At 65.2% G+C, this 24,802-nt stretch carries 26 protein-coding genes and 1 pseudogene; 18 read left to right on the plus strand and 9 right to left on the minus strand.

Features of this window, described 5'->3' with window-relative positions:
• The first annotated feature begins 177 nt into the window (after positions 1 to 177).
• From C995_RS0105070 to C995_RS0105090, 5 genes are all read left to right on the plus strand, one after another.
• On the plus strand, positions 178 to 1,488 hold the full coding sequence (locus C995_RS0105070) for a diguanylate cyclase (protein WP_018863909.1): 1,311 nt from the start codon (positions 178 to 180) through the stop codon (positions 1,486 to 1,488).
• Positions 1,489 to 1,631: 143 nt separating this feature from the next.
• The gene (locus C995_RS0105075; protein ID WP_026278956.1) at positions 1,632 to 2,381 is read left to right on the plus strand and encodes a bifunctional 2-polyprenyl-6-hydroxyphenol methylase/3-demethylubiquinol 3-O-methyltransferase UbiG; all 750 of its coding nucleotides are present in this window, start codon (positions 1,632 to 1,634) and stop codon (positions 2,379 to 2,381) included.
• Positions 2,382 to 2,473: 92 nt separating this feature from the next.
• A complete protein-coding gene (locus C995_RS0105080; protein WP_018863911.1) occupies positions 2,474 to 2,791 on the plus strand; it encodes a hypothetical protein in 318 nt (105 codons plus the stop codon).
• 25 nt (positions 2,792 to 2,816) lie between these two features.
• Positions 2,817 to 4,076 carry a GspE/PulE family protein gene (locus C995_RS0105085; protein ID WP_018863912.1) on the plus strand — a complete coding sequence of 420 codons (1,260 nt, stop codon included), beginning with the start codon at positions 2,817 to 2,819 and terminating at the stop codon, positions 4,074 to 4,076.
• A gap of 36 nt (positions 4,077 to 4,112) precedes the next feature.
• Entirely contained in the window at positions 4,113 to 5,120 is a 1,008-nt protein-coding gene (locus C995_RS0105090) for an MDR family oxidoreductase (RefSeq protein ID WP_018863913.1), read from the plus strand.
• Between the two features lie 9 nt (positions 5,121 to 5,129).
• On the opposite strand, the gene thiI is transcribed toward C995_RS0105090, so the two are convergent.
• On the minus strand, positions 5,130 to 6,611 hold the full coding sequence (thiI, locus tag C995_RS0105095; protein WP_018863914.1) for a tRNA uracil 4-sulfurtransferase ThiI: 1,482 nt from the start codon (positions 6,609 to 6,611) through the stop codon (positions 5,130 to 5,132).
• Entirely contained in the window at positions 6,604 to 7,542 is a 939-nt protein-coding gene (locus tag C995_RS0105100) for a DUF523 and DUF1722 domain-containing protein (protein ID WP_018863915.1), read from the minus strand. Before C995_RS0105100 ends, thiI begins: the two co-directional genes overlap by 8 nt.
• Before the next feature lie 97 nt (positions 7,543 to 7,639).
• Here C995_RS0105100 and C995_RS0105105 point away from each other — a divergent pair, with 97 nt between their 5' ends.
• The 3 genes from C995_RS0105105 (at position 7,640) to C995_RS0105115 (ending at position 10,214) form a co-directional block, all read left to right on the plus strand.
• A complete protein-coding gene (locus C995_RS0105105) occupies positions 7,640 to 8,629 on the plus strand; it encodes a patatin-like phospholipase family protein (RefSeq protein WP_018863916.1) in 990 nt (329 codons plus the stop codon).
• Positions 8,626 to 9,609: a pentapeptide repeat-containing protein gene (locus C995_RS0105110; RefSeq protein WP_018863917.1), complete on the plus strand. Its 984-nt coding sequence runs from the start codon at positions 8,626 to 8,628 to the stop codon at positions 9,607 to 9,609. Before C995_RS0105105 ends, C995_RS0105110 begins: the two co-directional genes overlap by 4 nt.
• A gap of 203 nt (positions 9,610 to 9,812) precedes the next feature.
• Entirely contained in the window at positions 9,813 to 10,214 is a 402-nt protein-coding gene (locus C995_RS0105115) for a hypothetical protein (RefSeq protein ID WP_018863918.1), read from the plus strand.
• Here C995_RS0105115 and C995_RS14385 read toward each other — a convergent pair.
• On the minus strand, positions 10,211 to 10,405 hold the full coding sequence (locus C995_RS14385) for a hypothetical protein (protein ID WP_018863919.1): 195 nt from the start codon (positions 10,403 to 10,405) through the stop codon (positions 10,211 to 10,213). The genes C995_RS0105115 and C995_RS14385 overlap by 4 nt on opposite strands.
• A gap of 120 nt (positions 10,406 to 10,525) precedes the next feature.
• On the opposite strand from C995_RS14385, the gene C995_RS0105125 reads away from it, so the two are divergent.
• Positions 10,526 to 12,094, plus strand: coding sequence for an EAL domain-containing protein (locus tag C995_RS0105125; protein WP_018863920.1), 1,569 nt, complete (start codon positions 10,526 to 10,528; stop codon positions 12,092 to 12,094).
• Positions 12,091 to 12,810 (plus strand): OmpA family protein, encoded by a 720-nt coding sequence (locus C995_RS0105130; protein WP_018863921.1) that lies wholly within the window; start codon positions 12,091 to 12,093, stop codon positions 12,808 to 12,810. Before C995_RS0105125 ends, C995_RS0105130 begins: the two co-directional genes overlap by 4 nt.
• A 1-nt stretch (position 12,811) precedes the next feature.
• Here the strand turns inward: C995_RS0105130 and C995_RS0105135 are convergent, their stop codons facing one another.
• Complete coding sequence (locus C995_RS0105135) at positions 12,812 to 13,513, minus strand: GGDEF domain-containing protein (RefSeq protein ID WP_018863922.1); 702 nt, start codon at positions 13,511 to 13,513, stop codon at positions 12,812 to 12,814.
• Between the two features lie 629 nt (positions 13,514 to 14,142).
• Between C995_RS0105135 and C995_RS0105140 the strand changes: the two genes are divergently transcribed.
• Positions 14,143 to 14,589: a PRC-barrel domain-containing protein gene (locus tag C995_RS0105140; RefSeq protein ID WP_018863923.1), complete on the plus strand. Its 447-nt coding sequence runs from the start codon at positions 14,143 to 14,145 to the stop codon at positions 14,587 to 14,589.
• 183 nt (positions 14,590 to 14,772) lie between these two features.
• Positions 14,773 to 15,582: a helix-turn-helix domain-containing protein gene (locus tag C995_RS0105145; protein WP_018863924.1), complete on the plus strand. Its 810-nt coding sequence runs from the start codon at positions 14,773 to 14,775 to the stop codon at positions 15,580 to 15,582.
• Between the two features lie 35 nt (positions 15,583 to 15,617).
• On the opposite strand, the gene C995_RS0105150 is transcribed toward C995_RS0105145, so the two are convergent.
• Complete coding sequence (locus C995_RS0105150; protein WP_018863925.1) at positions 15,618 to 15,830, minus strand: CsbD family protein; 213 nt, start codon at positions 15,828 to 15,830, stop codon at positions 15,618 to 15,620.
• A 370-nt stretch (positions 15,831 to 16,200) separates the two neighbouring features.
• On the opposite strand from C995_RS0105150, the gene C995_RS0105155 reads away from it, so the two are divergent.
• Entirely contained in the window at positions 16,201 to 16,749 is a 549-nt protein-coding gene (locus tag C995_RS0105155) for a hypothetical protein (RefSeq protein WP_018861525.1), read from the plus strand.
• Positions 16,750 to 16,784: 35 nt separating this feature from the next.
• Here the strand turns inward: C995_RS0105155 and C995_RS0105160 are convergent, their stop codons facing one another.
• Positions 16,785 to 18,320 carry an L-lactate permease gene (locus C995_RS0105160; RefSeq protein WP_018863926.1) on the minus strand — a complete coding sequence of 512 codons (1,536 nt, stop codon included), beginning with the start codon at positions 18,318 to 18,320 and terminating at the stop codon, positions 16,785 to 16,787.
• 72 nt (positions 18,321 to 18,392) lie between these two features.
• Positions 18,393 to 19,016, minus strand: a complete 624-nt coding sequence (locus C995_RS0105165) for a hypothetical protein (protein ID WP_018863927.1) — start codon at positions 19,014 to 19,016, stop codon at positions 18,393 to 18,395.
• Positions 19,017 to 19,147: 131 nt separating this feature from the next.
• On the opposite strand from C995_RS0105165, the gene C995_RS0105170 reads away from it, so the two are divergent.
• Positions 19,148 to 19,534, plus strand: coding sequence for an MliC family protein (locus C995_RS0105170; RefSeq protein ID WP_026278958.1), 387 nt, complete (start codon positions 19,148 to 19,150; stop codon positions 19,532 to 19,534).
• Here the strand turns inward: C995_RS0105170 and C995_RS0105175 are convergent.
• Positions 19,467 to 20,153, minus strand: coding sequence for a hypothetical protein (locus C995_RS0105175; protein WP_018863928.1), 687 nt, complete (start codon positions 20,151 to 20,153; stop codon positions 19,467 to 19,469). The two genes, C995_RS0105170 and C995_RS0105175, sit on opposite strands and share 68 nt — an antisense overlap.
• A 123-nt stretch (positions 20,154 to 20,276) precedes the next feature.
• Between C995_RS0105175 and C995_RS14190 the strand changes: the two are divergent.
• Positions 20,277 to 20,937 (plus strand): annotated as a pseudogene (locus tag C995_RS14190) (flagellin); the annotation flags it as partial.
• Positions 20,938 to 20,957: 20 nt separating this feature from the next.
• Here the strand turns inward: C995_RS14190 and C995_RS0105190 are convergent.
• Entirely contained in the window at positions 20,958 to 21,716 is a 759-nt protein-coding gene (locus C995_RS0105190; RefSeq protein WP_026278959.1) for a hypothetical protein, read from the minus strand.
• Positions 21,717 to 22,056: 340 nt separating this feature from the next.
• Here C995_RS0105190 and C995_RS0105195 point away from each other — a divergent pair, with 340 nt between their 5' ends.
• From C995_RS0105195 to C995_RS0105205, 3 genes are all read left to right on the plus strand, one after another.
• Entirely contained in the window at positions 22,057 to 22,374 is a 318-nt protein-coding gene (locus C995_RS0105195) for a hypothetical protein (protein ID WP_018863932.1), read from the plus strand.
• Between the two features lie 185 nt (positions 22,375 to 22,559).
• Entirely contained in the window at positions 22,560 to 23,237 is a 678-nt protein-coding gene (locus C995_RS0105200; protein WP_018863933.1) for a DUF3047 domain-containing protein, read from the plus strand.
• A 278-nt stretch (positions 23,238 to 23,515) separates the two neighbouring features.
• Positions 23,516 to 24,799, plus strand: coding sequence for an EAL domain-containing protein (locus C995_RS0105205; protein WP_018863934.1), 1,284 nt, complete (start codon positions 23,516 to 23,518; stop codon positions 24,797 to 24,799).
• Positions 24,800 to 24,802: the final 3 nt, after the last annotated feature.

Below are 24,802 nucleotides of genomic sequence, written 5' to 3' on the forward strand. Positions count from 1 at the left end.
CAGGCTCCGTTTTCGGGCCGCCACCGCGGGGCTGCTGCGTCAAAGTTGTTGCAAAGGCGCACAGCACGCACTATACGAAGCGGCAGCACGGAGGCTGCAGTTTCAGGATGGACTCGGGAGCAAGGACATGCGCAGCCACAGGGGGCCACCGCCAGATCACCAACAGGGGCCGGGATCATGAGGATCCTGGTGGTGGATCGCTCGCGCGTGTTCCGGGCCCTGTGGAGCCGCATGGTGGGCGCCGCCGGGCACGAAGCCAGCATGGCCGGCACCGGCGCCGAGGGCCTCGCGCGCCTTGAGATCTTCCGCGCGGAGCTGGCCTGCGTTGCGCTGAACCTGCCCGACATGGATGGCCTGGCATTCTGCCGCGAGGCGCGCAAGAAGCGCTACGGCCAGGGTCTCCCCCTGATCATCCTCACGTCCAACCCGGACAGACGTATTCGTGAACGCGCTTTCGCCGTGGGGGCGACCGACGTCCACGACCGGACCAACATTGGCGACCTCTTCCAGCAGGCCGAACGCTACGCGCAGCCTCTGGAACACCTCCACAGCGCCCGCATTCTGTACGTGGAGGACAGCCCTACCGCCGCGCGTTATCTGCACCGCGCACTGGAGCCCATGGGGCTCGATATCGTCCACTACACCAGCGCCGCCGCGGCCCTCGCGGCATTCGAGCCGTCGCAGTTCGACCTGGTCCTGACCGATATCCTGGTCGAGGGCGACCTGAGCGGGATGGGGCTCGTGGGGCACATTCGTCAGCAATGCCCGGACATGACCGCCATGCCGATCGTCGCCATGTCCGGGCTGGATGACCAGCATCGTCGCGCGGAGCTGTTTCGCCTGGGGGTGAATGACTTCATCACCAAGCCTTTCCAGGGGGATGAACTTCGAGCGCGCCTGTGCAACCTGCTAAACAACAAGCGCCTGGTGGAAGAGGTACGCCTCCAGCGCCAGAAACACTACGAACTGGCCATGGTCGACCCGCTGACCGGCCTCAGCAATCGCAATGCCCTGACCGACTTCGCCAGCCGTTATGTCGACGATCCGTGCAGCCGCGAGCAACCACTGGCCCTGATCCTGATGGACCTCGACCACTTCAAGGCCATCAACGACCGTCACGGTCATCTGATCGGCGACGAGGTCCTCGCAGCCATTGGCGAGCTCCTGCGGGCGGTCGCCGCCCCCGGCGAGGTCCCCATCCGCTTTGGCGGCGAGGAGCTGCTGATGCTGATGCCGGGCAGCGACCTGTTCGATGCCCATACCCGTGCCGAGGACCTGCGCCAGCGGATCCAGGATCTGCGCCCGGCGGGCCTGCCGCTCACCGCATCCTTCGGCGTCACCAGCCGAGAGCCCGGCAGCAATGCCGAACTCAATGACCTGTTCCGTGCGGCCGACGAGGCCGTCTACAACGCCAAGGCCCGGGGACGAAACTGCGTGGTCTCGGTCCCCGCACAGCCAGATGAGTCTGCGGAACAGCAGTTCGGCTGACTGGCATCTCTCCAGACCAGCGCGCCCTCCCGGGGCCGGAACCCGGAACCTCTTCACAGCTTCCCGCATGCGTCCCCCGGTATCCGCCATGGGGCTGTGCAGAATGCCTATACTCATCACACATTCGCTTCCCGGAAGTCTGCGTGCCTGAGCCCGCCTCCCCGCACATGGCCGACCACGATCGGCTCCTCGACACCAACCGTCGTTTCTACAATGACTTGTGGAAGGACTCGCAGCTGGTGTCGCCCGATCAGTTCAATACCTGGCCCCTGGTCTGCCGACTCAATCGGGAAGGCTGCGAGCGCCTCGAAGTCGGGCCCGGCATGCGTCCACGGCTGCCCCTGGCCGGCACTCACTTCGCCGACATCAGCGACCCCGCCCTGCGCACGCTGCGAGCCGAGGGCGGGCATGCGGAGTCCGCGGTCATCGGCGACCTCCCCTACGAAGACGGGCGCTTCGACCTGATCTGTGCGCTCGATATCATCGAGCACGTGGAGGATGACGAGCAGGCCCTGCGCGAACTGACGCGAGTCGCGGCACCGGGCGCGCGCATCCTGCTGTCGACGCCACTCCATCCGCAGTACTGGACCCGCTTCGACGAAATCGTGGGGCACTATCGGCGCTACACACCCAACAGGCTGTTCGCCTTGCTGGAACGTCATGGTCTGGTCATCGACCAAAGCGCTGTCTTCGGCATGAAGCCCCGCTCGTCGCTGCTCACCCGGCTGGGTATGTGGTTCCTGCAGCATCATCGCGATACGGCCATGCATTACTACAACCGTTACTTCATGCCGATGGCCCTGAAGCGGCAAAAGACGCTGCAGCTCTATCCGGGCATGATCCCGACGGAGGATGTTGGGGAGGTCTTTCTGGTCTGCCGCCGGGTTGCCTGAGACAGACACTCGCCAGGCAATCGTGGTTGCTTGAATGAACCCGCTCCCGCGGGTATTGTCCATGGATCAAGACTCTGACTCAGGCTGCATCGATGTTCGATACGCGTCCCCTGCATACGGCCCAACAACAGCACCCGTTCATCCTGTCGCTGCTCGTGCTGGCGACCGGCTTCGTGCTGACGATGCAGAATCCGCAGGCCCAGGACGCCACCGCCGAGTTGGTGTCCAAAGTCGAGCTGCCCACCCTCGCCCAGGTCATGGAGATGCGTCCTCAAAGCCCGCCACCCGGGGTTGAAGGCGACCAGCTGATGAGCGAGGAGGCCGAGGAAACTCAGGCCCTGCTCATGCTGGACCGCGAGGCACAGGTCACGCGCTCCGCGAGCGAGCTGCGCGAACGCCCGCAACGGTAAGTCCTGTCGTTCGACCGGGGGCTGAATGCCGGAACCCCTCCGCCAGACGCCCGGTGACGGACGCGCGCTGAAACCCCACCTTGTCCCCGGCCTGCGCGAATACCTCGACGAGGACGAACACGCGCAGGGCCGGCTCGAGGCCCATGCCCTGATCGAGGACGCCGTGGCCGTACGCGCCTCGGATATCCACCTCGACCCGGAACCCCACGGCTATCGTATTCGCCTGCGCATCGACGGCCTGATGGTAGATGCCATCACCCTCGAGCCCGGGCTGGGCGAGCTCTTGGCCAACCAGCTCAAGACACTGGCCGGACTGGACCCCATGCCAACCCTGAACTCCGCCGAAGGCAGCTTCGCTTGGCGCGGTGAAGACACGGGGCGCCTGGATCTTCGTGTCACCACCGTGCCCTGCGTCAACGGCGACAAGCTCTCCGTGCGCATCCTGGCCGAGCCGGACGCCTTTCAGGACCTGGGGGACCTGGGCCTGCCGGGGCGCGAGGTCGACGCGATCCGCCAATGGACACAAACGGCCGGCGGTGTGCTGCTGGTCACCGGCCCCACCGGCAGCGGCAAGACGACGACGCTCTACGCCCTGCTGCACGAGATTGGTCGGACGCCGCAGCAGATCATTACCCTCGAGGACCCGGTGGAGTACGCCATCCCCGGGATCAACCAGATCCAGATCAACAGCGAACAGGGGCTCGATTTCGAACAGGGTACCCAGACACTGCTCCGACTCGATCCGGACTACGTGCTCGTGGGCGAGGTCCGCGATGGCGGTTCTGCGCGGGGGGCGATCAACATCGCCACCAGCGGGCGCTCCCTGATGGCCACCCTCCACAGTCGCGATGCGGTCGGTACTGTCGCCTCCCTGCGCAATATGGGCCTGGAGGACTTCGAGATTGCACCGACGCTCGAACTGGTGATCGCGCAGCGCCTCGTCCGACGTCTGTGCCCCCATTGCCACGAACGCCGGGCACCGGACGACAGGGAGCGACAGTGGCTCGGTATCGGTGGGCGCGAAGCCCCCGAGACGATCTGGACCGCGCGCGGCTGCTCCGCATGCAACAATCTCGGCTACCATGGCCGAATCGGCATCTTCGAGGTCTGGCACCTGGACGACGATGACGCCGCGGCGATCCTCGATCACCGCGACGACCGCGGACTGCGCCAGCGCCTGTCCGACAAGGGCCGGCGCATGCTCCTCGATGACGGCATGGACAAGGCCGAACAAGGCCTGACGACCTACGACGAACTCTTTCGCGCCGGCCTGCTGTCCCCGTAGCGGGCCATGCGGCCCATACCCGAATACAGACCCGCCATGACCTCGACAGACACTTTCAGCGCACTGCGGCTGCAGACCGGCGAGCCGCGACCGATCCCCGAGGTATGCACCCTGAACCGGAGCGACCTCCCCGCCGGCGAGGTGCTGGTCGCCGTTGAACACTCCGGGCTGAACTACAAGGATGCGATGATCATCAACGGTCTCGGCCGCCTGGTGCGGGAATACCCCCATGTGCCGGGGATCGACCTGGCCGGCACGGTGCGAGAGTCCACCGATGACCGCTACCGGCCGGGGGATCGCGTCCTGCTGACGGGCTGGCATGTCGGCGAGCGCCACTGGGGCGGCTTTTCACAGTACGCCCGCGTCCAGGGCGACTGGCTGACCCCGATCCCGGACACGCTGGATGCGCGTAGCGCGATGATCGTGGGCACGGCCGGGTTTACCGCCATGCTGGCGGTCGAGGCGCTGGAACAGGGCGGTATCACCCCCGAGAGCGGCGAGATCCTGGTCACGGGCGCCTCCGGCGGCGTGGGCAACCTGGCGATCGCACTCCTTGCTGCGTTGGGCTATCGCGTCGCGGCCGCCACTGGACGGCCGGAGAACACCGCCCATCTGGAGGCCCTGGGCGCCTGCTCGATCGTGCCCCGAACCGAGCTTGCCGAGCGACCCGACCGCCCGCTGCTGTCCGAACGCTGGGCGGGCGTGATCGACAGCGTAGGTGGCGATACCCTCGCCCACGCCCTCGCCGAGACGCAGGCGCGCGGCGTGGTGGCGGCCTGCGGGCTCGCGGGCGGTGCGGAGCTGACCACCACGGTCATCCCGTTTCTGCTGCGCGGCATTCGCCTGCAGGGCATCGACTCGGTTCAATATCCGGCGAACGACCGCGAACGGGTCTGGCAACGCATCGGCGAACTCCTGTCAGCGCAGACGCTGGAGCGTTGCCTGGCGGAAGAGACCGGTCTGTCCCGGCTTCCACAGCGTGCCGACGCGTTGCTGGCCGGCCAGATCTGCGGACGCGTACTGGTCACCCCCGGGAGCCCCTGACGGGGAATGTCACACACCCGCATCGGCAGTCGGGCGTCCTTCCCATTGCCGGCGCAGTTTCGCCACGTTGCCCGCGAAGGCCCGCGCATCATAGCCCGCGGCCCGCATGCGTTCGGCCAGCACCGCGGACTGCGTCCCGCGAAAGCAGTAAAGAACATACGAGCGGTCACGCGGCAGTCGCTCGAAGCTCGCGGCCAGTTCATCCGCCGGGTGGTTCACCGCGCCTGGAACATGCCAGTCGCGGTACAGATCCGGCGGCTGACAGTCGATTATCTCCGCCCTGTCGGGAATCCGGTCCACCAGTAGCGACCCCGTACGCTCGGTCGTTGCCGGCACCGCGCCCAGATCATGCATCCGGGCCTCGGCGACGGCGTGCTCCAGACAAGCGTCACTGAGTGCCGCTTCCAGCCGTTCGATCTGCGCACGCTCGCTTGTGACCATCGGCCGCTGGTCCGCGATCGCGCAGAACTCGGGGACCTTTTCGCACAGCTCGAATGTGCCGATGGCCCGGGCACGGTTCATGATCTCGGCCTTGTCGAATCCGATCAGCGGTCTCAGTACGGGAAGGCCGGCCACCGCATCGATTGTTTCCAGGTTCGACAGCGTCTGCGAAGAGACCTGACTGAGCGCCTCGCCGGTGACCAGCGCCTCCGCGCCCCGCTTGCGCGCGATCGGCTCGGCCGCCCGATACATCAGCCGTTTCAGCACGATCTGCCAGGCATCGCCGGGCACCTTCTCCCGCAGATCCTCGACCACGCCGGAAAAGTCGACGCTGAACATCCTGGGCCGGATGCCGGCGCCCCAGTCGCTGACCAGGCGGCGACAGACTGCGAGCACCATCTCCTCGTGCACGGAACCACCGAGGTTGCAGAAGACGAAGTCCACGGCCGTCCCACGGCGCATGATGTACCAGGCGGCGACCGCGGAATCGAACCCGCCCGAGATCAGCACCATGGCGCGCCCCTGCACACCCAGTGGCAATCCCCCTCCCCCCTGCTCGCGTCTGGAATAGATCCAGGCCTGCTCGCGATCCAGATCGATGCGGACGACCACTTCCGGGTTGTCCAGGTCGACGCGACCGGGCCCGTCCAGCACCGCGCCTACCCGCCGCTCGACCTCGGTCGCCGAGAGATCCTTGCGGCCATGGCGCTTGCAGCGAACGGCATACCGGCGCCCGCGCACCGCCTCCGTGAAATGCGCGCCCACGACCTCGCAAAGGCGTTTTACCGAGACCTCCTTGAGCACCACCTCGACCGGCGAAAAGGTACTGACCCCGAAGGCCTTGCGCAGGACCGACTGTGCCGCCTCCGGCTTCGGTGTATAGAGCACCAGCCGGCCCTGCTGGGTGCGCAGCTCATGCGGGATGCCGGTCAGCCCCCGCTTGAGGTTCCGCCGCAGGACCCGCGTGAAGTGCCTCCGGGTGCTGGGCGACTTCAGGTGAATCTCCGGGGCCAGGCGTACGATGATCGGTGTGGCGGCGACGTCAGTCATGAGTCTCTTCGGTCAGGAGTTCCTGGGGAAACGGGGTCAGGATGCTTTGCTCGCGCACCCACTGGATATCCAGCCCTTCTGCCAGGGCACGGATTTGCGCGTAGACATGCGGTCGCGGGCACTCGTCCCGGCGACAGGCGTCGATCGCACGATGCAGGTCCGCGAGGCGGGAGCGGTCGAGGTAATCGCGAAAGTGCCCCGCCAAATGCTGTAGCACGTTCACATGCTGGCCGACCGAAGCGGGCTTTGCCAGCACCCGCATAAACCGCTGCGTGTATCCCCGCGTGACCTCGTCGCGAGGTCGCGCGGATGCCTGTGCGACCAGGCGCCCCAGCTGGTCATAACCGACACGGTCATGGGCAAGCAGAAGCATCTTCTCGCGCGTATGGAAACGCACCAGGTCTTGCGGGGTCCAGCGCGCGGCGAACAACCCTCGGATCCGCGCATGGGCAAAAACGCGCTCGAGAAAGGCCTCGCGGGTATCCCGACCGACGAGCCCGGCCTCCTCGATCACGGGAAGATCGGGTAGCGCATCGGTCAGTGCGGCGGCGAACAAGCCCCCAGAGGGCTCGGCCTCGTTCGCCACACGAACCTGCAGCCCGCAACTGGGCGATCGTGCCTTGAATACATAGCCATCCAGGCCGGCATCCGCGAGGGCCGGCACGCGCGCTTGAACAAAGCCCTGCACGGGCCCCGTGCAGTCCCCACCCGACTCGTTCCCGCGCAGCGCCAGGCGTGCCCCTTCCCGCACCAGATGCATCGGCTCGCGCGGCGTGCCCAGCACCGCCTCCGGACAAACGGGTACCCACGCGACATGGCGTGCCAGCCGGTCGACCAGAAAGGCATCCCGCCGGTGACCACCGTCATAGCGCACCGGCTCGCCCAGCAGGCACTGCGACACGCCCAGGTTGGGGGTTGCTTGCGGATTCATCTGTGATGCGGATCGGTATGCAGGGGATTCAGGGTAGCAAGCCACGCCAAGCCAGACCGACCGCTATACTGCGGACAGTACCTGCCGGAGCATCCACGTGTTCGCGATCAAGCCCCTCCAGCGCCAAACCTCGACGGCCCGTCCCGGGGCGGGGCTGCTGATCGCCGTGCTCCTGGCATTCCTGGCGATGCCCGCGACCGGCGACGATGCGGAACCGGCCACCGATCGGGGCCCGACGATTGGCCTGGCCCTGGGCTCCGGTGGCGCGGGTGGTCTGGCGCACATCGCGATACTGCAGGCCTTCGACGACCTCGGTCTGCAGCCGGACCATATCGCAGGCACCAGCATCGGCGCGATAATCGGCGGCCTGTATGCCGCCGGGCTCAGCGCGGAGGAAATCCTCGACATCTTCGACGATTTCGCCGGCTCGGAGATGGACGCCCTGTCCCGCCTGGCGCGTTCGGATCTCGAACTGTTCGAGCTGATACCCCTGCGCCTGGGCCGCAACGCCCTGCTGGATGCGGACACCTTTCTGCGGTTTCTGGCCGCGCACACCCCTGCCCGCAGCTTCGACGAGCTGCGCATCCCGCTGACCGTGGTAGCAACCGACTACTGGACCAGCCAGACGGTCGCCCTCCAGGAGGGCGAGCTCTTTCCGGCGATCGCGGCAAGCATGGCGGTCCCTGGTCTGTTCGAACCCGTGCCTGCCGATGACGGACGCCTGCTGATCGACGGCGGAGCCTCCAATCCGCTGCCCTACGACCTGCTGCAGGACAAGGCAGACATCGTCATCGCCGTCGACGTATCGGGTGCCTGGAATGCCAGCGACCGGCCGCAGCCCGGACTCACCGATCTGCTGTTCAAGACCTTCAGCATCATGCAGAAATCGCTGATCCGGGAGATGATCAAACGTGAACGTCCGGATCTCTACCTGACACCGGACACGGGAGGCGCACAACTATTACATTTCAACCGCATACACCTGATTCTGGATGCGGCCCAGCCAAGCGCCGACGAGCTGCGCCACTACCTGAAGGACCGGCGACCGGACCATTCCGGCACGAGTGAACAAGGGGCGAGTCGGTGACCACACGACCGTCCGATCCATCCGACTCGACCGACGAGGTGGTGGCCCCATCGCCCTCTTCGTCGGAGGCCGTACGACATGAGCGCTGGTTCCTGCGGCGGCCGGACGGGGTCTGCGGGCCCTACCCCGCGCGCCAGATCGGCCGTTTCCTGATCCTGGGGCGCCTGACCGAACAGGACGAGGTCAGCCAGGACCGACAGTTCTGGGTTCGCATCGCCGAGCGCCCTCACCTGATCCCCGAGGAGGTCCGCCTGGCCGACACCCCCGGAGGCCGGGAACGTCTGGAACGCGCCCGGCTGCGCGAGGACGAACGCCTGCGGGAACGCCGTTCCCAAGCTTCGGAACCGATCTACCGCGAACAGCGCAAGGGGGACCGCCGCTGTCCCGAGAATCTGGAGACCTTGAGCCATCGCCAGCTATGGGCGGATCTCCTCGATCGCACGCCCTTTCCGTGGCGCCGATGGGTGCAGGGCCCGCGTCCCTGGGTCATATCCGGGGTTGCGCTGTTTCTGGTCGCCGGCCTGCTCGCCTGGTTCGCGCTGCATCAGGAGGCCACACCCACACCGGATTGCGATGCGCCCCCCGGGCCCTCGGTGAACTGGAACTACTGCAACAAGGCCGGGGCCGCGCTGCGAGGGGCCGACCTGACCGGGGCCAGCCTGTATGACGCCCGCCTGAGCAACGCGCGGCTGGAGCGCGCGCAGCTCATGGATGCCGATCTGCGCTACACAGACCTCGACGGGGCCCGCCTGGAAGGCGCTGATCTCTCGGACGCGCTGCTGACCGGCGCGAACCTGCGCGGAACCCGACTCCGCGGCGCCCGGCTCATGGGCGCGGACCTGCGCCACGCCGACCTCACCGGTGCAGACGTGGCCGGGGTACAACTCGAGGGGGTCCGTCTGGACCGCGCCATCTGGATCGACGGGCGCATCTGTGCAGCCGACTCCATCGGCCATTGCGCCTCCAGCACGGCCGACTGAACCCGCCAAGCCATAGTTTGATCGCAGTCCGGTTCCTGGCTCCCCCCAGGTGAAGCTGTTCGCACCTTTCCTGCGGCACCCTTTCGTTCGCCTGGCAGCGCACGCTAGACGTGTACACGCAGACCGGCACAAGCCGATGCCCGGCCGGTCGGTCATGACGCACGGAAGTAACGTTCACGAATCCGAAGCAGGAGGTTGTACTGATGTTTAGCTATCGCAAGACTGCAATTGCCTTTGCCCTCGCCTCGATGTTTGCGCTGGGTGGTCTCGCCACCGCACAGGCGCAAAACCTGGGCGCGGCCGCCGAAGGTGCCGCCGAGACCGGTGCCGAAGCCAGCGGCGGTTCCGAAATGGGTGGCGAAGCCAGCGGCGGGACGGCCGGTGGCGCGGCGGCCGAAGGCCAGGCCCCGGGTGCCGAAGGCGGTGCTGGCGCCAGCGGCGATGCCGGAGCCAGCGGTGATGTCCGTCAGGACGACGATGCCCGTGGCGGCGCTGGCGCCGACGCAGGTGCCGGCGCTGGCGCTGGCGGTGAAGCCGGTGGTAGCGGTGCCGAAGCCGGTGCCGAAGGCGAAGGCGAGGCCGAGGGCTCCGTCGAGGTTGACTAACCTAGTTCCGGCCGGGTGGCCTGTGCCGCCCGGTCCGGTTTCTCGGACTCCGGATCGATCCCCATCTCTGCGGCAACACCCCACCAGTAAGGCTCCGCCTCGCACGAACAGCAGTCACACGCCACCGATACCCCATCATGCTGGCTCAGCGACTGCGGCGACTTCTCCTGAAGCTCCCGCCTGGTATCCATCGTCTCACTCCCGATGTGCAGCACAACTATACGTTCGGACCAGAATGCATGGGACCGCAATAACCCCGTGCTACACTCCTGAAATCTTCCCTATCGGATCCCTTCGGAGGGCTGCCCGCGATGGCCTCCCGGCGCGACAAAGTGCTGTTTGCCGTCTTCGGCGTAACGGTCCTGGGCTTGCTGTTCCCGCTGTTTTTGCTGGGCTGGTACCTGTGGCAGGGGTCAGTGGTCGCCGAGGAACAGCGCCTGGATGAACTGGCGCAGCGCCTTGGCAAGCAGACCGAATGGGCCATCATCGACGCACGCGACCTTCTGGACGAATTGAATGCGCTCGACGCAACACCCTGCTCCACGGAACACCTGAACAAACTCCAGGACGCTGCGATGTCGCGACCCTATATTCGCGCCGTCGGCTACTGGCGGGCCGTCGAGCGCGTGTGTGGCGCCGGCTTCGTGCAGGGCGACGCCCTGACGCCACCCAAGGCCAGCCGGATCTACGACAGTGGTCTGGTTGCATGGTGGCCGAGCCCCAGCACGGCCGTGGGCGGCGTGGAGCTGTTCCTGATGCGCTATGGTCAGCACGATATCGCGATCGACCCCCGCCTGCTGGTCACGCCAGGCTTGCTGGAGGACCAGAAAGTGGGGCTGTGGGTCGAATCCATGCCCATGGTCACGCATCCCCCCGCGGCGATCCTGCCCGATCTCCACTCCTTCGAACCTGGCCTGACCGTAGACCGTGACGCACAGCGGATGGTGAGTCGCTCGTCACTGGGCACGATCTTTCCAATTGACATCATCGCCGTGCAACCGATGGCGCAGTTCTGGCAACGCTATCTCCCGACACTGGCTGGTGCCGGGGCCTTGGGGCTGCTACTGATCGGTATGTGGCTGTTCCTGATTCTGCGCTATTTCCGCCACCATCTGAGCCTGGCTTCGGAACTGCGCGAGGCTATCGCGCATGACCAGTTGCAGGTGGTCTTCCAGCCCATCGTTGATCTGGAAACGGGCACCTGTCAGGGTGCCGAGGCTCTGGCGCGCTGGCGCCGGGAGAACCAGGAGACCATCGGCCCGGATGTCTTCGTGCCACTGGCCGAGGACACGGGACAGGGCACGAACCTGACGCTCGCCGTCCTGCGTTGCGTTCTCCGTGAACTGGGGCCGCAACTCCGTGCCCGGCCGGATTGCCCGATCAATCTGAACATCACCGGCCAGGACCTCGCCTCCACCCACTTCAGCGAGGCGCTGGAGCGCGAGCTGGAGAAAGCCAGGGTCCCGGCCCGCGCCATCAAGCTCGAGATCACAGAGCGCTCGCTGCTCAACACGGATGACGTTCGCGCACGCATCACGGCCCTTCGCGCGCGCGGCCACCGTATCGCCATTGACGACTTTGGTACCGGCTACTCCAGCCTGGCGTATCTCGAGAGCTTCGAACTGGATACACTCAAGATCGACAAGACGTTCGCCGACGCCATCGGCCATGAAGCGGTGACCAGTAACATCATCAGCCATATCATCATCATGGCGCGCTCGCTGAAACTGGATGTCGTGGCCGAAGGCATCGAGTCCCGACATCAGGTGGAATGGCTGCGCCAGCAAGGGGTCAGGTTTGGGCAGGGGTACCATTTCAGTCGCCCGATCACTGGGCCCGCGTTTCGCGACTGGTGCCATGACTCCGAGGAATCGAAGTGAGTACGATCTTTCGCCGCAATAGCCTTGCCGTGATCGTCGCGACGCTGCTACTGACCGGCTGCGAGCTCATGCCCACCCGCGATGCCGACACCGCCAGCGAGCCATCGGCAGAGCCGAGTCGGGAACGGGCTGCCGACAGCGATGATGGGGCCTCGCAGGATCAGTCTTACGGATACACCCGTAACGGACTCTATCTGGCGCGCAATGACCAGGACATCTCGGAACGCCGCCAGCGCTTGCTGGACGAGGGCCACGAATCCGTGGCCACGGACCGTGTGGGCTTCTATATGGACGTTCTGACCGCCCGATTGCGTCAGGATCTGGCCAACCAGGGCGTGGAGCTCTCCCGCGAGGACCGCACGATCACCCTGACTTTCGCGGGTGACCTCGCCTTCGAGACCAACAGTGCAACGATTCACCCGGACATGGTGCCGATCCTCGACGCGCTGGGACAGGTCCTGGAGGAGTATCACGCGAGCATCATCACGGTTGCCGGCCACACGGACTCCGCCGGCGCGCGCCAATTCAATCAACACCTGTCGGAGCAACGGGCCCTGTCCGTCGCACAGCACCTCCATGCCAAAGGCATCGGGGACGCCCGCATCATGGCCATCGGTCATGGACCGGACCGCCCGATTGCGGACAATGACCACGGACAGGGGCGGGCCCTGAACCGGCGTGTCGAACTGCGAATCGAGCCGCTGACCGCCTCCTGACTCAAGGCAGGCCAGACTGGTCGCCGGGATGGTAAACCTCCACGCGGTTCCGGCCGCGGGACTTGGCCCGGTACAGCGCCACGTCGGCCTTGCGCACAAGATCCTCCAGGGTGTCCCCGCTTTCGCGGGACACGACCCCAAGGCTAACGGACATGGGCTGTCCATGGGCGGCCGGGACATCGGCCACAGCGTGGCGCAGCTTCTCCGCCAGCAGCGTCGCACGGTCCAGATCCGCGTGGGGCACCAGAATCAGGAATTCCTCGCCGCCCCAGCGGCACAGATGGTCCGAGTCCCGCAGGCTGTCCTTTACCCGTTCGCACATCTCGCGCAGGATGGCATCCCCCATCGCGTGCCCATAGCGGTCATTGACCTCCTTGAAGTGGTCAAGGTCCAGAAAGATCAGCGAAAGGGACAGATCGTAACGTTCGGCCCGGGCAACCTCGTGCTTGGCCTCGCCCTCGAACTTCAAGCGATTCCAGACCCCGGTCAACGGGTCCGTGTTGGCCAGGCGCACAAGCTCGTCCTGCTGCTTGCGCAACACCGTCTCGACCTCCTGGTGCAGCCTGGCCTCGTGCCGCAGCCGACGGTTGAGCCAAATGTAGTGAGCCAGAAGCAGGCTGACCAGCAGCAACGTACCCACCGCAATCATCGCAATGAGGTACCACCAGGTCTGGTCCGGTTCTCCGCGTCCTTCGTAGACCATGGCTTGAGCTCCGTGAGCGACCTCTCGGCTCAATCCGCAATGCACAACGTTCTCGCCCATGCACAGGCGACGGGACAACCCATTCGACGGTCCGAGCGAAGGGGATTCCTGGACAGACCCGTCTTTCCGCTCCTGTGATCCAGAATCCCGTCGGATCGTCTGCATGCCATGCACGATCCCGTCCTGGCTCAGGGCGGCTACGTCCTGCTGATCCAGTGTCGAGAAGACGGGCCCCGGAAAAAACAGAAACAACAGCGCCACCAGGCCAAGCCGAGGGCATTGGCTGACTACGCCCCTGAACTGGACAAACGTCATCGGCGCCCCTTGCATCACCAGGCAATTGAGTGCCGGTCTTCGTCCTGAGACTAGCACTGCATTGCGAAAAAGATGTGAACAGGGATCGATCCTGTGGGAAAGGGTCGCGGAACACGCGCCCAGGTGGTCTCCACAGCGACACATAGGGGTCCTCGCACCACGCGTGCGAGCGTTTGTGGTTCAGCGTACAGACGCCGGTTGTCGGTGCACCCAGGATCAGCGATACGACTGCATCGTGCGGTATGCGCGCCCGTGCGATCAGCGTGACCTGTCGACCGCCGGCCCCAGGCCGGACACTTTTAAGGAGACAAGCCATGAACAGATTCACTTCACTGAAACTCGCCGCGGCCATGATCCCCGTGCTCGCCTTTGGCATCGGCGGCGCAATGGCGGACGAGCACGAGATGGACACCAATGACGGCAATGCGATGGAGGAACAGGATGCCAATGACCGTGACGATGCACCCCATATCGACCGGATGCCTGCGCAGGGACTGCATGCCTCCGACCTGATGGACAAGAAGGTCCATAGTCGAGACAGCGATGAAGAAGTCGGGGAGATCAGCGACCTGGTCATCGACCAGGACGGCCGTATTATCGCGGTTGTGATCGGCACCGGAGGCGTCCTCGGCATGGGCGAGAAGGACGTGGCCATCGCCTGGGACCGGATCGACCGCTCCACCGAGAACGAGGAGGTCAAGCTCTACATTGACATGGATGAAGACACGCTCAAGGAGGCGCCGGAATACGAACGCGACTAGGCAGGACCCTGCGTCCAGTCCCGAGGGGGCTTTCTCCCCTCGGGATTGCTTCCCACTCCGCATCGGGGCACGCCGGTTGCCACGACCGGACGCGGCTGAGCCAATCGGCTTAACAGAACAATGGTGCCGGCGTCTGGAAGATTTCAGTCGCCACCGCGGGGGTTTGGCATTGCTCGAGCGGGTATGCTGAAGCCATGCATCATCCGAAGCTTTCGGATCTTCGACTTCCCCGGAAACCAAACGGACCTGCCGGTGCCCTTGCCCCAATCGATCGGCCTGTCGCCCCGCGACAATGGATTGCTCGCGGCCTTGCCCGACAGCGAATACGACTACCTGCGCCCTCACCTCAAAGCAATCCTGCTACAGCAAGGGACCAGCCTCTACGAATCCCCCACGGAAACCCATTACGTCTATTTCCCCACCGAGGCCATTGTCGCTCTGATGTGCGTAATGGAAGACGGAAAGTGTGGCGAGATTGCGGTGGCCGGCCGTGAGGGGGTCGTCGGAATTTCCTTGCTGATGGGCGGCTATACGACCCCCACCCGGGCCACGGTGCGCATGCCGGGCCATGCCTACCGCATTCGCAGCGCCATCGTAAAAGAGGCATTTTCGCACGCTGGCGAACTGCAACGCCTGACATTGCACTACACACAGGCGCTGCTCACACAAATGGCGCAGACCTCCGCCTGCAACCGCCATCATTCGGTAGAGCGACAGCTTTGCCGATGGCTGTTGCTAAGTGATGACCGCGCGCCGCATCGCGAGCTCAGCATGACTCACGAACTCATCGCGAACATGCTGGGGGTTCGGCGCGAAGGCGTCACCGAGGCCGCGGGCAGACTGCAAAAGGCCGGCTTGATCACCTACCATCGTGGGCGCCTGATCATCCTGGATCGTCCGGGACTCGAGGCGCGCAGCTGCGAGTGCTATCGGGTGATTGCCCGCGAGTACAGCCGCCTCCTGGGTGAACCCGCGACTACGCAACCTTACTGAACCGGGAGGGCGCGTTGCCCGCGCACTCTGGCTGTTCAGTGCTTCTCCCGATCCACCTTCTTCTCGAACTCCTTGATCTGCTTTTCTGCCTCGTCCTTGGTGACACCGTATTGTTCCTGGATTCGTCCTGACAGTTCATCGCGTTTGCCCGCCACAGATTCGAGCTCGTCATCGGTAAACCTGCCCCAACGGGCCTTGACCTTGCCCTTGAACTGCTTCCAGTTGCCTTGAACCCTGTTCCAGTCCATGTCCTGCCCTCCCAAGTGGATAATCGGCGGGATTGCCGGTCGTATTTCGAGTATAGGCATTCGCTACCGATGCAGTCGCACTCGCCCCTCCCTGAGTAGCGCCCCGGCCTCCATTCCCGGAATCAGGCCCTTTCTGATGTTGAACAACATCATCTGGCTCGTCGGTTTTAGTCTGATTGCGCGGGGCATACGGACCTTCTTCGGTTTGGGGCAAGCACTGGGGCGCGTTCTGTGTACGCCACCGTACAGAACCGCCCTCCCCCGCACTTGCAATCTGGCCTCAGGAGCTGGAGTCGGCATAGCCGAGCCTGGTCCTGGAACATGACCCCGATCCATCCTGGACCCGGGTCTAACAAAGAGGCCCTGCAACATGAAAAAACTACTGGCGCTGACACTTTGTCTGGCCGGAGCCCTTCCCCTGGCCGCACAGGCTCAGCAAGGGTCCGCAGCCAATTTCGGTCCTTCCCAGGGCGACCGCGAATTCTCGCTGTCCGGCACCGGCAGCAGTGACCGAAAGTTCGACAATACGAGCTTTGGCATCTCCGGCGAGATGGGATGGTATCTGCGTGACCACTTCATTCTGGGGATTCGCCAAAGCGTCAACTACGCCAACATCGAGGGCGAGAGGCTGCGCGATGACTTCTGGAACGGATCGACCCGCGGTTATGCCAACCTGCAAACGCGGGACGGACGGCTGCGCCCGTTCGGTGGCGGCAGCCTGGGCGTCATCTACGGCGATGGCGTTCGTGACAGCGGCTTTGCCGGTCTGGAGGGTGGCCTGAAGTACTACGTTCTGGAAAACACCTACGTACTGGGCCGGGTGGAGTATCAGTGGTTCTTCCGGCGTTCGAGCGACGCGGAAGAAGCCTTCCGCGATGGCGCCTTTGCCTACACCGTGGGGCTTGGCTACAACTTCTAGCCACAATCGGGCAAATGATGTTCGGGGCCGGGTTCCTACCAGACGAACGCCAGCAGGCCGGCCCCGAGACACACTACAACGACCGGCACGATCGTCTCCCGCACCACCTGGCCTTCACGTGCCTTCAGGCCGCAGGCCGCGGCCGCCATGGCAATGTTGTGCAGCGAGATCATGTTGCCCACGCCTGATCCGATCAGCTGCAGGGCGAGAATCGACGGCAGCGACAATGCCACCGCCTCCGCGGTATCGGCCTGCAGGCGGGCAAAGAGGAGATTGGAGACCGTGGCGCTTCCGGTCATGAACGACCCCAGCGCGCCCAGGAATCCGCTGAACAGCACGAACGTACCGCCCAGCCAGTCGGCCAGCCCCTGCCCCAGCACCTGCGGCATCGAGGGCAGCCCCGCCGCGTTCAGCTCGGACATCAGCAGGATCTGGGTGAGCGCGATGATGAAGATCAGCACAATCGCGGCCACGCGCAGCTTGCGTCCGGTGGCCACCACGGCCTCGCCGAGCGTGGTGCGCCCCACGCGAAACAGGATCAGCGCGGTCACCAGCGCCAGGGCGAAATAGAAATACGGCGTGTACAGCGGGGCCAGGCTCTGCCCCAGTTCCACCCCCCGGAACTCCCCCGGCGACCAGCGAACCGACTGCAGGGCCTCGCGCAGGGGCATCACCGTGCGCGAGGCAATCAAGGCCAAAGACATCACGGCGAACGGCATGAAGGCGATCAGCACGCGCCTGATCGGGGCCGATTCGGTCTCGGTGTTGCGCAGGCTCGCCGGAAGCAGAAAACCCTTGTGCGCAGCCAGCGCGATGACCACCATCGCGACGACGCCGCCGACGATCGAGGGCAGTTCCGGCCCGATCAGCCACGCGACCAGCGCATACGGAATACCGAACGCGAGTGCGGAGAGCACCGCGAACGGCACAAACTCGCGAAAGCGCCCCTTCTCTTCCCCCAGGGTCGCGACCCAGGTCATGAATATGGTGATAAACACGGCCAGCAGCGCGAGGATGAACGCCGTGCGTACCACCGCCTCCTGTACCACCGCATCGTCCAGCCCCAGCCCCGCGAAGCCGATCACCACAGGGGTGCCCGCCGCACCAAACGGGACGGCCGTGCTGTTGCCGATCAGGGCAATCGCCACGGCCTTGAGCGGCTTCATGCCGAAGTAGACGAGCAGCGGCGCCGCCAGCACGGCCGGGGTCCCGAACCCGGCGATGCCCTCCACGAACCCGACCAGGCCCCACCCCAGCAGCATCGCCAGCACGCGCTGGTCGCGCGACACGCTCGCGATCACCGACTGAATCGCATCCATGTGACCGGTCGCGATCATCACGTTCAGCACCAGCAGCGCGACGGCCACAATCAACATGACCTCGACAAACACCACGCCCGCATCCAGCAGACTCGCGCCCAGCACGGCCCCCGGCATCTGCCAGACCCAAAGGGCAATGATCAGTGTTGCCAGATAGGCCAGTGGCGCCGCCTCGTAGGCCGGCCGACGCAGTGGAACCAGCCAGACAAACAGCACCACGAACGGCACCAGGGCCACCCAGAAAAGCGTCATGCGCGCGCGCTCCTCGAAAAAGCGTTCCCGGGAGAGTATCGCCTGTCCCGGGCCGGGGCCCACTGCGTCAGATCAACCGCGCTCGCCTTCCCGGCGCGGATGAACGTGCCCGAAGCGACCCATGCCCCACCACAGCATGCGATGACTCAGCCACCAGACCAGGGCACAGCCGGCCATCAGGGCTGCGAGCCACACATAGGGATGCACCAGCTCCTGAGGGCGCGCCAACGGCCCCAGCACCCAGTTCACGTTCGCCTCGGGTGTCGACAGCACATACGACAACAAGAGCACGGCCCAGCCCGCCAGCACCCACAAGCGGCCCGCCAGAGGGTCGTATCCCAGGCGCCAGACCATCCACAACAGCACAAACGGTAGCGGCAGGTGGTAGAGGGAGAACAGCCGCAGGTAGAGCGGGAGCTCCGGATCGAACATGTAGGCGACAAAGCCGAATGGCGGATTGCCCAGCAGCATCAGGCCCAGCAGGAAGTCGATCACCCACCCCATTTCCAGCAGGACCACGCCCACAGCCAGCATGCTGGCCAGGCGCCGGCTCTCCAGCCAGGCCGCCGCACACCCGGCGATCAGCGCAAGATTGGACAGCCAGAGGAAGTTGAGCCAGCCGTAATGGACCGCATAGACCGGTACCAGGACGCAGACAAACAGCAGGTAAGCAACCAGAAACCACCGCGGAAACAAAACGTAATCGCCTTTCGTGTCTTGGCTCCCACTATAACGGCTCGAACCCCAGGTCACAGGGCTGCCTTCACGTGCAACACCCGGCTACGCGTATCATGGATGGTCCACTTGAACCGCAGGAGAACCGGCGCGTGCGGACCTGGACTGTCATCGGCGCAACACTGGCCCTCGCCGCCTGCGGCACCCTGCCCCCGACCGCCGAGCAGGCACGCGATGTGCCCTACAACTGTGATCGCGGCCCGAACCTGATGGCAAGCTTCAGTGGCAACGAGGCCGAACTGCGCTTTGGGCGCTCCAGGGCCGTCTTGCAGGCGACCGACGTCGCCTCCGGGGCCCGCTACGCCAACCCCGACGAGCAGATCGTCTTCTGGACCAAGGGCGACGCCGCCATGCTCGAATTCCACGGCATCTACTGGACCTGCCGGGTGCGCCCGTCCAATGCCGATGCGGCTACTCCGGTTCCACCAGCTCGACCGGTGCCACGGCACTGGAGTGCCTCGGCTGGTGTTCCTGAATAAATGCCTCCAGGCGGCCCAGCACCTCCCCGGCACTGGAAAAGCCTTCCAGATCACACTCGACCGAGCTATCCAGATACGGTCGCATGCCCTCGCTGATACTCGGCGTGTAGCCCACGCCCGTGGTCGCCAGCAATTCGGGGTCCAGTCGCCCGTCGGCACGAATGCGCTGGATCTGCAGGACCGCGATCTCTTCCGGGGTCAGTCGGTCCTTACGCACCAGTAGCGTCTCGCCGTTGTCGCATTCGATTATCTGCCGGGCCCCTTCCCGTGCCGTTTGTGCCATCTGGTGTTCATAGCTCCGTGCCTCGGGATCCTGCAGCATCACGCGAACACCCTCGAAGACCAGCGCCACCAGCAGCAACAGCCCGGCCAGCCCGAACAACGCAGCCGCCAGCCGCGCCCGCCCCAGCGCAAACCCGACGGCCCCGCCGAGCAGCAGGAGCGGCGTGCCCCACTCGAAGGTCCGGGCCAGCGGCACGGGCATGAAATCGATCCCGCCTCCAAGCCCGAGCAGGGCGGTCACATAAAGCCAGACGATCCCCAGCCCGACCCCTAGCAGGATCGCGATCACTATGCGCCAGAACCGCGAATACCGGTGTCCGGGTTGCGTATCGGCCATGGCCCCCTCCCAATCCAGTCCAATTGGCGCAGCCTAAGGAAACATGCGCCGATGTGCACGCCTGCGCATCACCCCCTGCCCTGTGATCAGTATTCCCACGGGCCTCAAGTTCGCCCAACAGTGGCCGCGCAGACTCTCGCCATCGAGCTCGGCAACAGCCTTCGCAACCGCTTCGTGGGTGCCATTGCCAGCGCCTCTTCCGGCGAACTGGAGCCCCACTTCGAGGCCGAGCCGCTGGAGGTGGAGCAGGATTTCTTCATCCGTGTGGGCGAGCGCGAGCCGGTGGAGGTCCCTGCAGGCCGCTATCGCACGCCGCAGGAGCTGGCGACCGCGATCGACCGCGCCCTGGGATCAACCGGGCGCGCTCCTGACCGACGACGGCCGGCTGAACCTGATCGCCCGCGAGACCCTGACGATCTTGGGTGAGACCGCCATCGACACACTCGGGCTGCCGGCCACCACCCAGCCCGGGGGGAGCCTGAACGATGTCGACCTGACCTCGCGCCAGGGGGCCAGCGACGCCCTTTGACGGCTGGATGCCGCGCTGGATGCGGTCAACGCGCGGCGCAGCCAGTTCGGGGCCATCCAGAACCGCTTCGAGTCGACCATTGCCCACCTGGGCATTACCAGCGACAACCTGGCAGCGGCCCGCAGCCGCATCCTGGACACCGATTACGCGGCCGAGGTCACCCGCCTGGTGCGCGCCCGGATCCTGCAACAGGCCGGAGTCGCCGTACTCGTTCAGGCCAACGCGCTACCACAGACCTTCCTGCGGCTGCTCCAGTGGTCAAGCAAGCGTCGCGCCTATTCTCCGGCCGGCCGCGCGGCCGCCCCGGTGAACTCCGGCCCCCGGACATCGTCGTCGGTCCAGCCACGATCCTGGTCACGACCGGTCACCCACCACTCGTGCACGAACAGGCGGATCGGCCCGAGCACGCGCTCCTCGAAGCGCGAAGGAAGCGTGTACGGGCCGACGTCCTCGTAATCCAGGAAGGTTGTGTCGACGTGCGCATTCCGGGTCGGTTCGAAGCCTGTCAGGGTGATGTGCACCCGGTAGAGCCGATCGGTTTCGGGGTGGATCCACATCACCACCTGATCTTCGTCCGCCTTGCCGAAGCCGGGCTGGATCGTCGCCAGCACACGACGATAGTCCACGCCATCCTCGCGGCGATCTTCCAGCCGCGTCATTGATGTCGCGCGGTGCTTCACGAAGGACGGTCCGTAGTGGAACAGCTTGCCGGCATCGGTGGTCATCGCAGTTGCGCGGATCCGATCCTCGTCATCGCTGCGCTCGCCGTTGTAGTACACGCGAATGTCGTCGCGCTGGCGGACTACCGTCTTGGTGCCCTCCGGACCCGTGTAATGGACCGCATAGAGCCCGTCCGCGGGGCGGTAGCGCTCCTCGCCCTGGCCGCGGTATCCACCATCCGCCACCAGTGGCTGCACCCGCTGCACCATCCGTCCCCACTCGCCATCAGTGGACTGGTTCAGGTCACCGTCGTACTCGCGAAGATCCCCTCCATGGGCTGCCATGGCCCGGGCAAAGAGCTCCTCCGCTGTCAGCCCGTCAGCAAACTGCTTGGCGGGATCCGGGTCCGGGAAGGGCGTTGCACAACCCGCCAGCAGCGCAAGCGATGCCGCCAGGAACCACGGCCCCCGGCAGCAGATCCCGAACACCCGGAAAATCCGGTTGCTGGACGTTTTCATGGTTCGGTCCTCGCGACTTCTGCATATCCTTTCTTATAGGGTGTCTGCATGGCGCATTCAACGCAGTCCGCATTGGCAATCCCTGGCGTGCACGTATTTGACGCGCCCCGGGGCAAGTTTCCTAGCCTGGGTGTGTAGTGGTCAGGGAAGAAGCTGCACTTCCGAATCCACAGGGAAGGCAACAGGAGCACGCCCAATGCACCATTACGACAACGTCCCCACAGTGAACTGGGATGACGGACAGCACGCGATGCAGGCCAAAATGCAGGTCCTGAAAAAAGAACCCGTGGTACTCAATATGCCCGATGGCATGGACTGGACCGTCGACGACACCGCGTTCCATTGCCGCCAGGACGGCGAGGTGCTGGTCGACTGCCAGGGCAGCGAACTGCTGCGCCACCTTGCCCGGCGGAATGACCTGCCCGGACTGGAGCAGGTTGCGGAAGCCTGCGCCGAATCCAGGTCCCGCGTGGACCTGCACCCCACCCGCCAACGCATCGTGGTTCACGAGTAATCCCTTTCGCGCCCGAGGCCGTCACCGCGCTTCGGGCGCTTCCACACCACCTGCTCGGACGGCCTCCATGCCTCCCTTGAACGTGTCAGCGTGCTGGCCGGGCGGCCCCGCCCCCGCGCTCGGGCTTCCCGTCGGGTCAGCCGTCACCTATGCTTGAAGATTCATGAGGCAGGAAAGGGTGGGCCATGGCCATCAGCAACCCGTTCCGCTACCCGCCAACCGACAACCGGCTTCCACGGCTCCTGCTTGCCGTTATTCTCGCCTGCCCCCCTGGGCTTGCCCTTGCCTCGGAACCGCGATTCACCCCCACCGACATCCTGAATTGGGAGAAAGAGGTGTTCGAGGGCGAGACGCAGTACGAGCCCGTCGAGATCGACGGGCGCGAGGCGCTCCACGCGAGTTGCGACAACAGTGCGTCCGGGCTGTACCTGAAGAAGACGATCGACCTCGAACGCACCCCTATCCTCGAGTGGAGCTGGCGCGTGGACGAGACATTCAGTGGCATTGACGAGACCACACGTGCCGGTGACGACTACCCGGCGCGCGTATACGTCGTGAAGGATGGCGGCCTCCTGCGCTGGCGCACCCGCGCGATCAACTACGTGTGGGCCAGCGAGAAACCGGAGGGTGCCGACTGGCCGAATGCCTACGCGAGCCAGGCCCGCATGCTCGCCGTGCGTTCCGGCGCGCCCGACGAAACCGGGCAATGGGTCACCGAGCGGCGCAATGTGCGCGAGGATTTCCGGCAGTTGCACGACCGCGAGATCGACACCATCGATGCCGTCGCGATCATGACCGACTGCGACGACACCGAACGCACCATCGAGGCCTGGTACGGCAAGATTCGCTTCCTCCCGGAATAGCCTCGCCCGCGATGGCGCCGGCCCAGCAGATCGCCCGCATCCTGCAGACTCCGCGCCCCTGCCACGCCCACGTTCACAGCTCGGGACAGGCACGTCCCCACCACGTGATTAACAGGGCCCACCCGGCACAGGAACGCATGGCTCGCACTTGCTGTGGGCTGTACTAAACTCCAGACAACTCCGAGCGCGACATTATTTCATAACCTCTGACTTCCCGAAGCCGCCGAGGCGGGCACCGCACCATGGATGGGCCGGCGGCAACCAGCAAGGAGCTCCCGATGTCCAGGTCCGACTCGGCACCTCTCCAGGCAAACGGGTCCTGGTATTCCGAATACCTGGCGCGCACCACGCTCCGCTCCTGGGTCGAGATGTCCTTTGTCTCCGCGACGCTCATTATTGTCGGGGGCCTCCTGCTTTCCTGGCTGATCCCCTACCTGGCGGGCGGTGCCGACCGCATCGTGCCGCACCTCTACTACGTGCCGATCCTGTTTGCCGCCGCGCGCTTTGGCCCAGGCGCCGCCCTGATCGTTGCGCTGGTGGCCGGTGTGCTGGCCGGCCCCCTGACCTACGTGGATGTCGCAACGGCCACCGCCCAGGAGACCGAACGCTGGCTGACGCGCACGGCATTCTTCGTTGGGATCGGGCAATTGATGGCCTGGCTGGTCATTCCCGCGCTGCGCCCGGTCACCGAGGAGCTGCGGCGCATGCGCCAGGAGTTCGACATTCGGCGAGGTCTGAAGCACAACGAGTTCTTTCTGCGCTACCAGCCGATCTACTCGATCCGCCAGCGCCGTTTTGTCGGAGTCGAGGCACTGATCCGCTGGCAACACCCGGTACACGGGGAGCTCACCCCGGCGGACTTCCTCGACGTGGCTGAGGATTCTTCTCTGATACACGATATCGGGGAGTTGGTAGTCGCCGAGGCCTGTCGACAGACCGAAGAGTGGAAGAACCACGCTCAGGCGCAGGGCCGCGAGCCCTGGTATACCGCGATCAATCTCTCCGCCCGGGACCTGATCCGCCCCGAACTCGCATACGATGTCGCTCGCGCGCTCAAGCGACACCACTTGCCGCCCGACCTCCTGACCATCGAACTCACCGAGACCGTGCTCGTGCTCGAGGACGCCAAACCCGCCCTCTCGGCCCTGAAGCATCTGGGAGTGCATCTCGCCATCGACGACTTCGGCACCGGGTATTCATCCCTCGCCTACCTCAACCGGTTTCCGATCGACACGCTCAAGCTCGACCGTCAGCTTGTTTCCAACCTTGGCCACGATCCCTCGGCCGCTGATCTCGCGCGAGGCATCGCACTGCTGGCCGGCTCACTTGGCCTGACGACCGTGGCCGAGGGCATCGAGACACGGCACCAGATCGAACTGAGCCGGGAACTCGGGTTCGACCGCATCCAGGGGTTTTACTTCGCCCGACCCCTGCAAGCGGACGAGGTCCCATCCCTGCTGCTGCTCGAGGCGGTTGACCCTGATAACCCCCCGACGCCGCGCAGCAGCCCTCACACAATGAACCCCAGCGGGCAAAGCCTCCGCCGGGGTCCTGGGAGATAGCAG

The sequence above is a fragment of the Thioalkalivibrio sp. ARh3 genome (assembly GCF_000377265.1).
Lineage (GTDB): Bacteria > Pseudomonadota > Gammaproteobacteria > Ectothiorhodospirales > Ectothiorhodospiraceae > Thioalkalivibrio > Thioalkalivibrio thiocyanoxidans.

Excerpts from the sequence above, each read along its gene's own strand:
- C995_RS0105070 (WP_018863909.1), top strand. The coding sequence starts at position 178 with ATGAGGATCCTGGTGGTGGATCGCTCGCGCGTGTTCCGGGCCCTGTGG.
- C995_RS0105080 (WP_018863911.1), top strand. The coding sequence starts at position 2,474 with ATGTTCGATACGCGTCCCCTGCATACGGCCCAACAACAGCACCCGTTC.
- C995_RS0105085 (WP_018863912.1), top strand. The coding sequence starts at position 2,817 with ATGCCGGAACCCCTCCGCCAGACGCCCGGTGACGGACGCGCGCTGAAA.
- C995_RS0105090 (WP_018863913.1), top strand. The coding sequence starts at position 4,113 with ATGACCTCGACAGACACTTTCAGCGCACTGCGGCTGCAGACCGGCGAG.
- thiI (WP_018863914.1), bottom strand. The coding sequence starts at position 6,611 with ATGACTGACGTCGCCGCCACACCGATCATCGTACGCCTGGCCCCGGAG.
- C995_RS0105100 (WP_018863915.1), bottom strand. The coding sequence starts at position 7,542 with ATGAATCCGCAAGCAACCCCCAACCTGGGCGTGTCGCAGTGCCTGCTG.
- C995_RS0105115 (WP_018863918.1), top strand. The coding sequence starts at position 9,813 with ATGTTTAGCTATCGCAAGACTGCAATTGCCTTTGCCCTCGCCTCGATG.
- C995_RS14385 (WP_018863919.1), bottom strand. The coding sequence starts at position 10,405 with ATGGATACCAGGCGGGAGCTTCAGGAGAAGTCGCCGCAGTCGCTGAGC.
- C995_RS0105125 (WP_018863920.1), top strand. The coding sequence starts at position 10,526 with ATGGCCTCCCGGCGCGACAAAGTGCTGTTTGCCGTCTTCGGCGTAACG.
- C995_RS0105135 (WP_018863922.1), bottom strand. The coding sequence starts at position 13,513 with ATGGTCTACGAAGGACGCGGAGAACCGGACCAGACCTGGTGGTACCTC.
- C995_RS0105140 (WP_018863923.1), top strand. The coding sequence starts at position 14,143 with ATGAACAGATTCACTTCACTGAAACTCGCCGCGGCCATGATCCCCGTG.
- C995_RS0105145 (WP_018863924.1), top strand. The coding sequence starts at position 14,773 with ATGCTGAAGCCATGCATCATCCGAAGCTTTCGGATCTTCGACTTCCCC.
- C995_RS0105150 (WP_018863925.1), bottom strand. The coding sequence starts at position 15,830 with ATGGACTGGAACAGGGTTCAAGGCAACTGGAAGCAGTTCAAGGGCAAG.
- C995_RS0105155 (WP_018861525.1), top strand. The coding sequence starts at position 16,201 with ATGAAAAAACTACTGGCGCTGACACTTTGTCTGGCCGGAGCCCTTCCC.
- C995_RS0105160 (WP_018863926.1), bottom strand. The coding sequence starts at position 18,320 with ATGACGCTTTTCTGGGTGGCCCTGGTGCCGTTCGTGGTGCTGTTTGTC.
- C995_RS0105175 (WP_018863928.1), bottom strand. The coding sequence starts at position 20,153 with ATGGCCGATACGCAACCCGGACACCGGTATTCGCGGTTCTGGCGCATA.
- C995_RS0105195 (WP_018863932.1), top strand. The coding sequence starts at position 22,057 with ATGCACCATTACGACAACGTCCCCACAGTGAACTGGGATGACGGACAG.
- C995_RS0105200 (WP_018863933.1), top strand. The coding sequence starts at position 22,560 with ATGGCCATCAGCAACCCGTTCCGCTACCCGCCAACCGACAACCGGCTT.
- C995_RS0105205 (WP_018863934.1), top strand. The coding sequence starts at position 23,516 with ATGTCCAGGTCCGACTCGGCACCTCTCCAGGCAAACGGGTCCTGGTAT.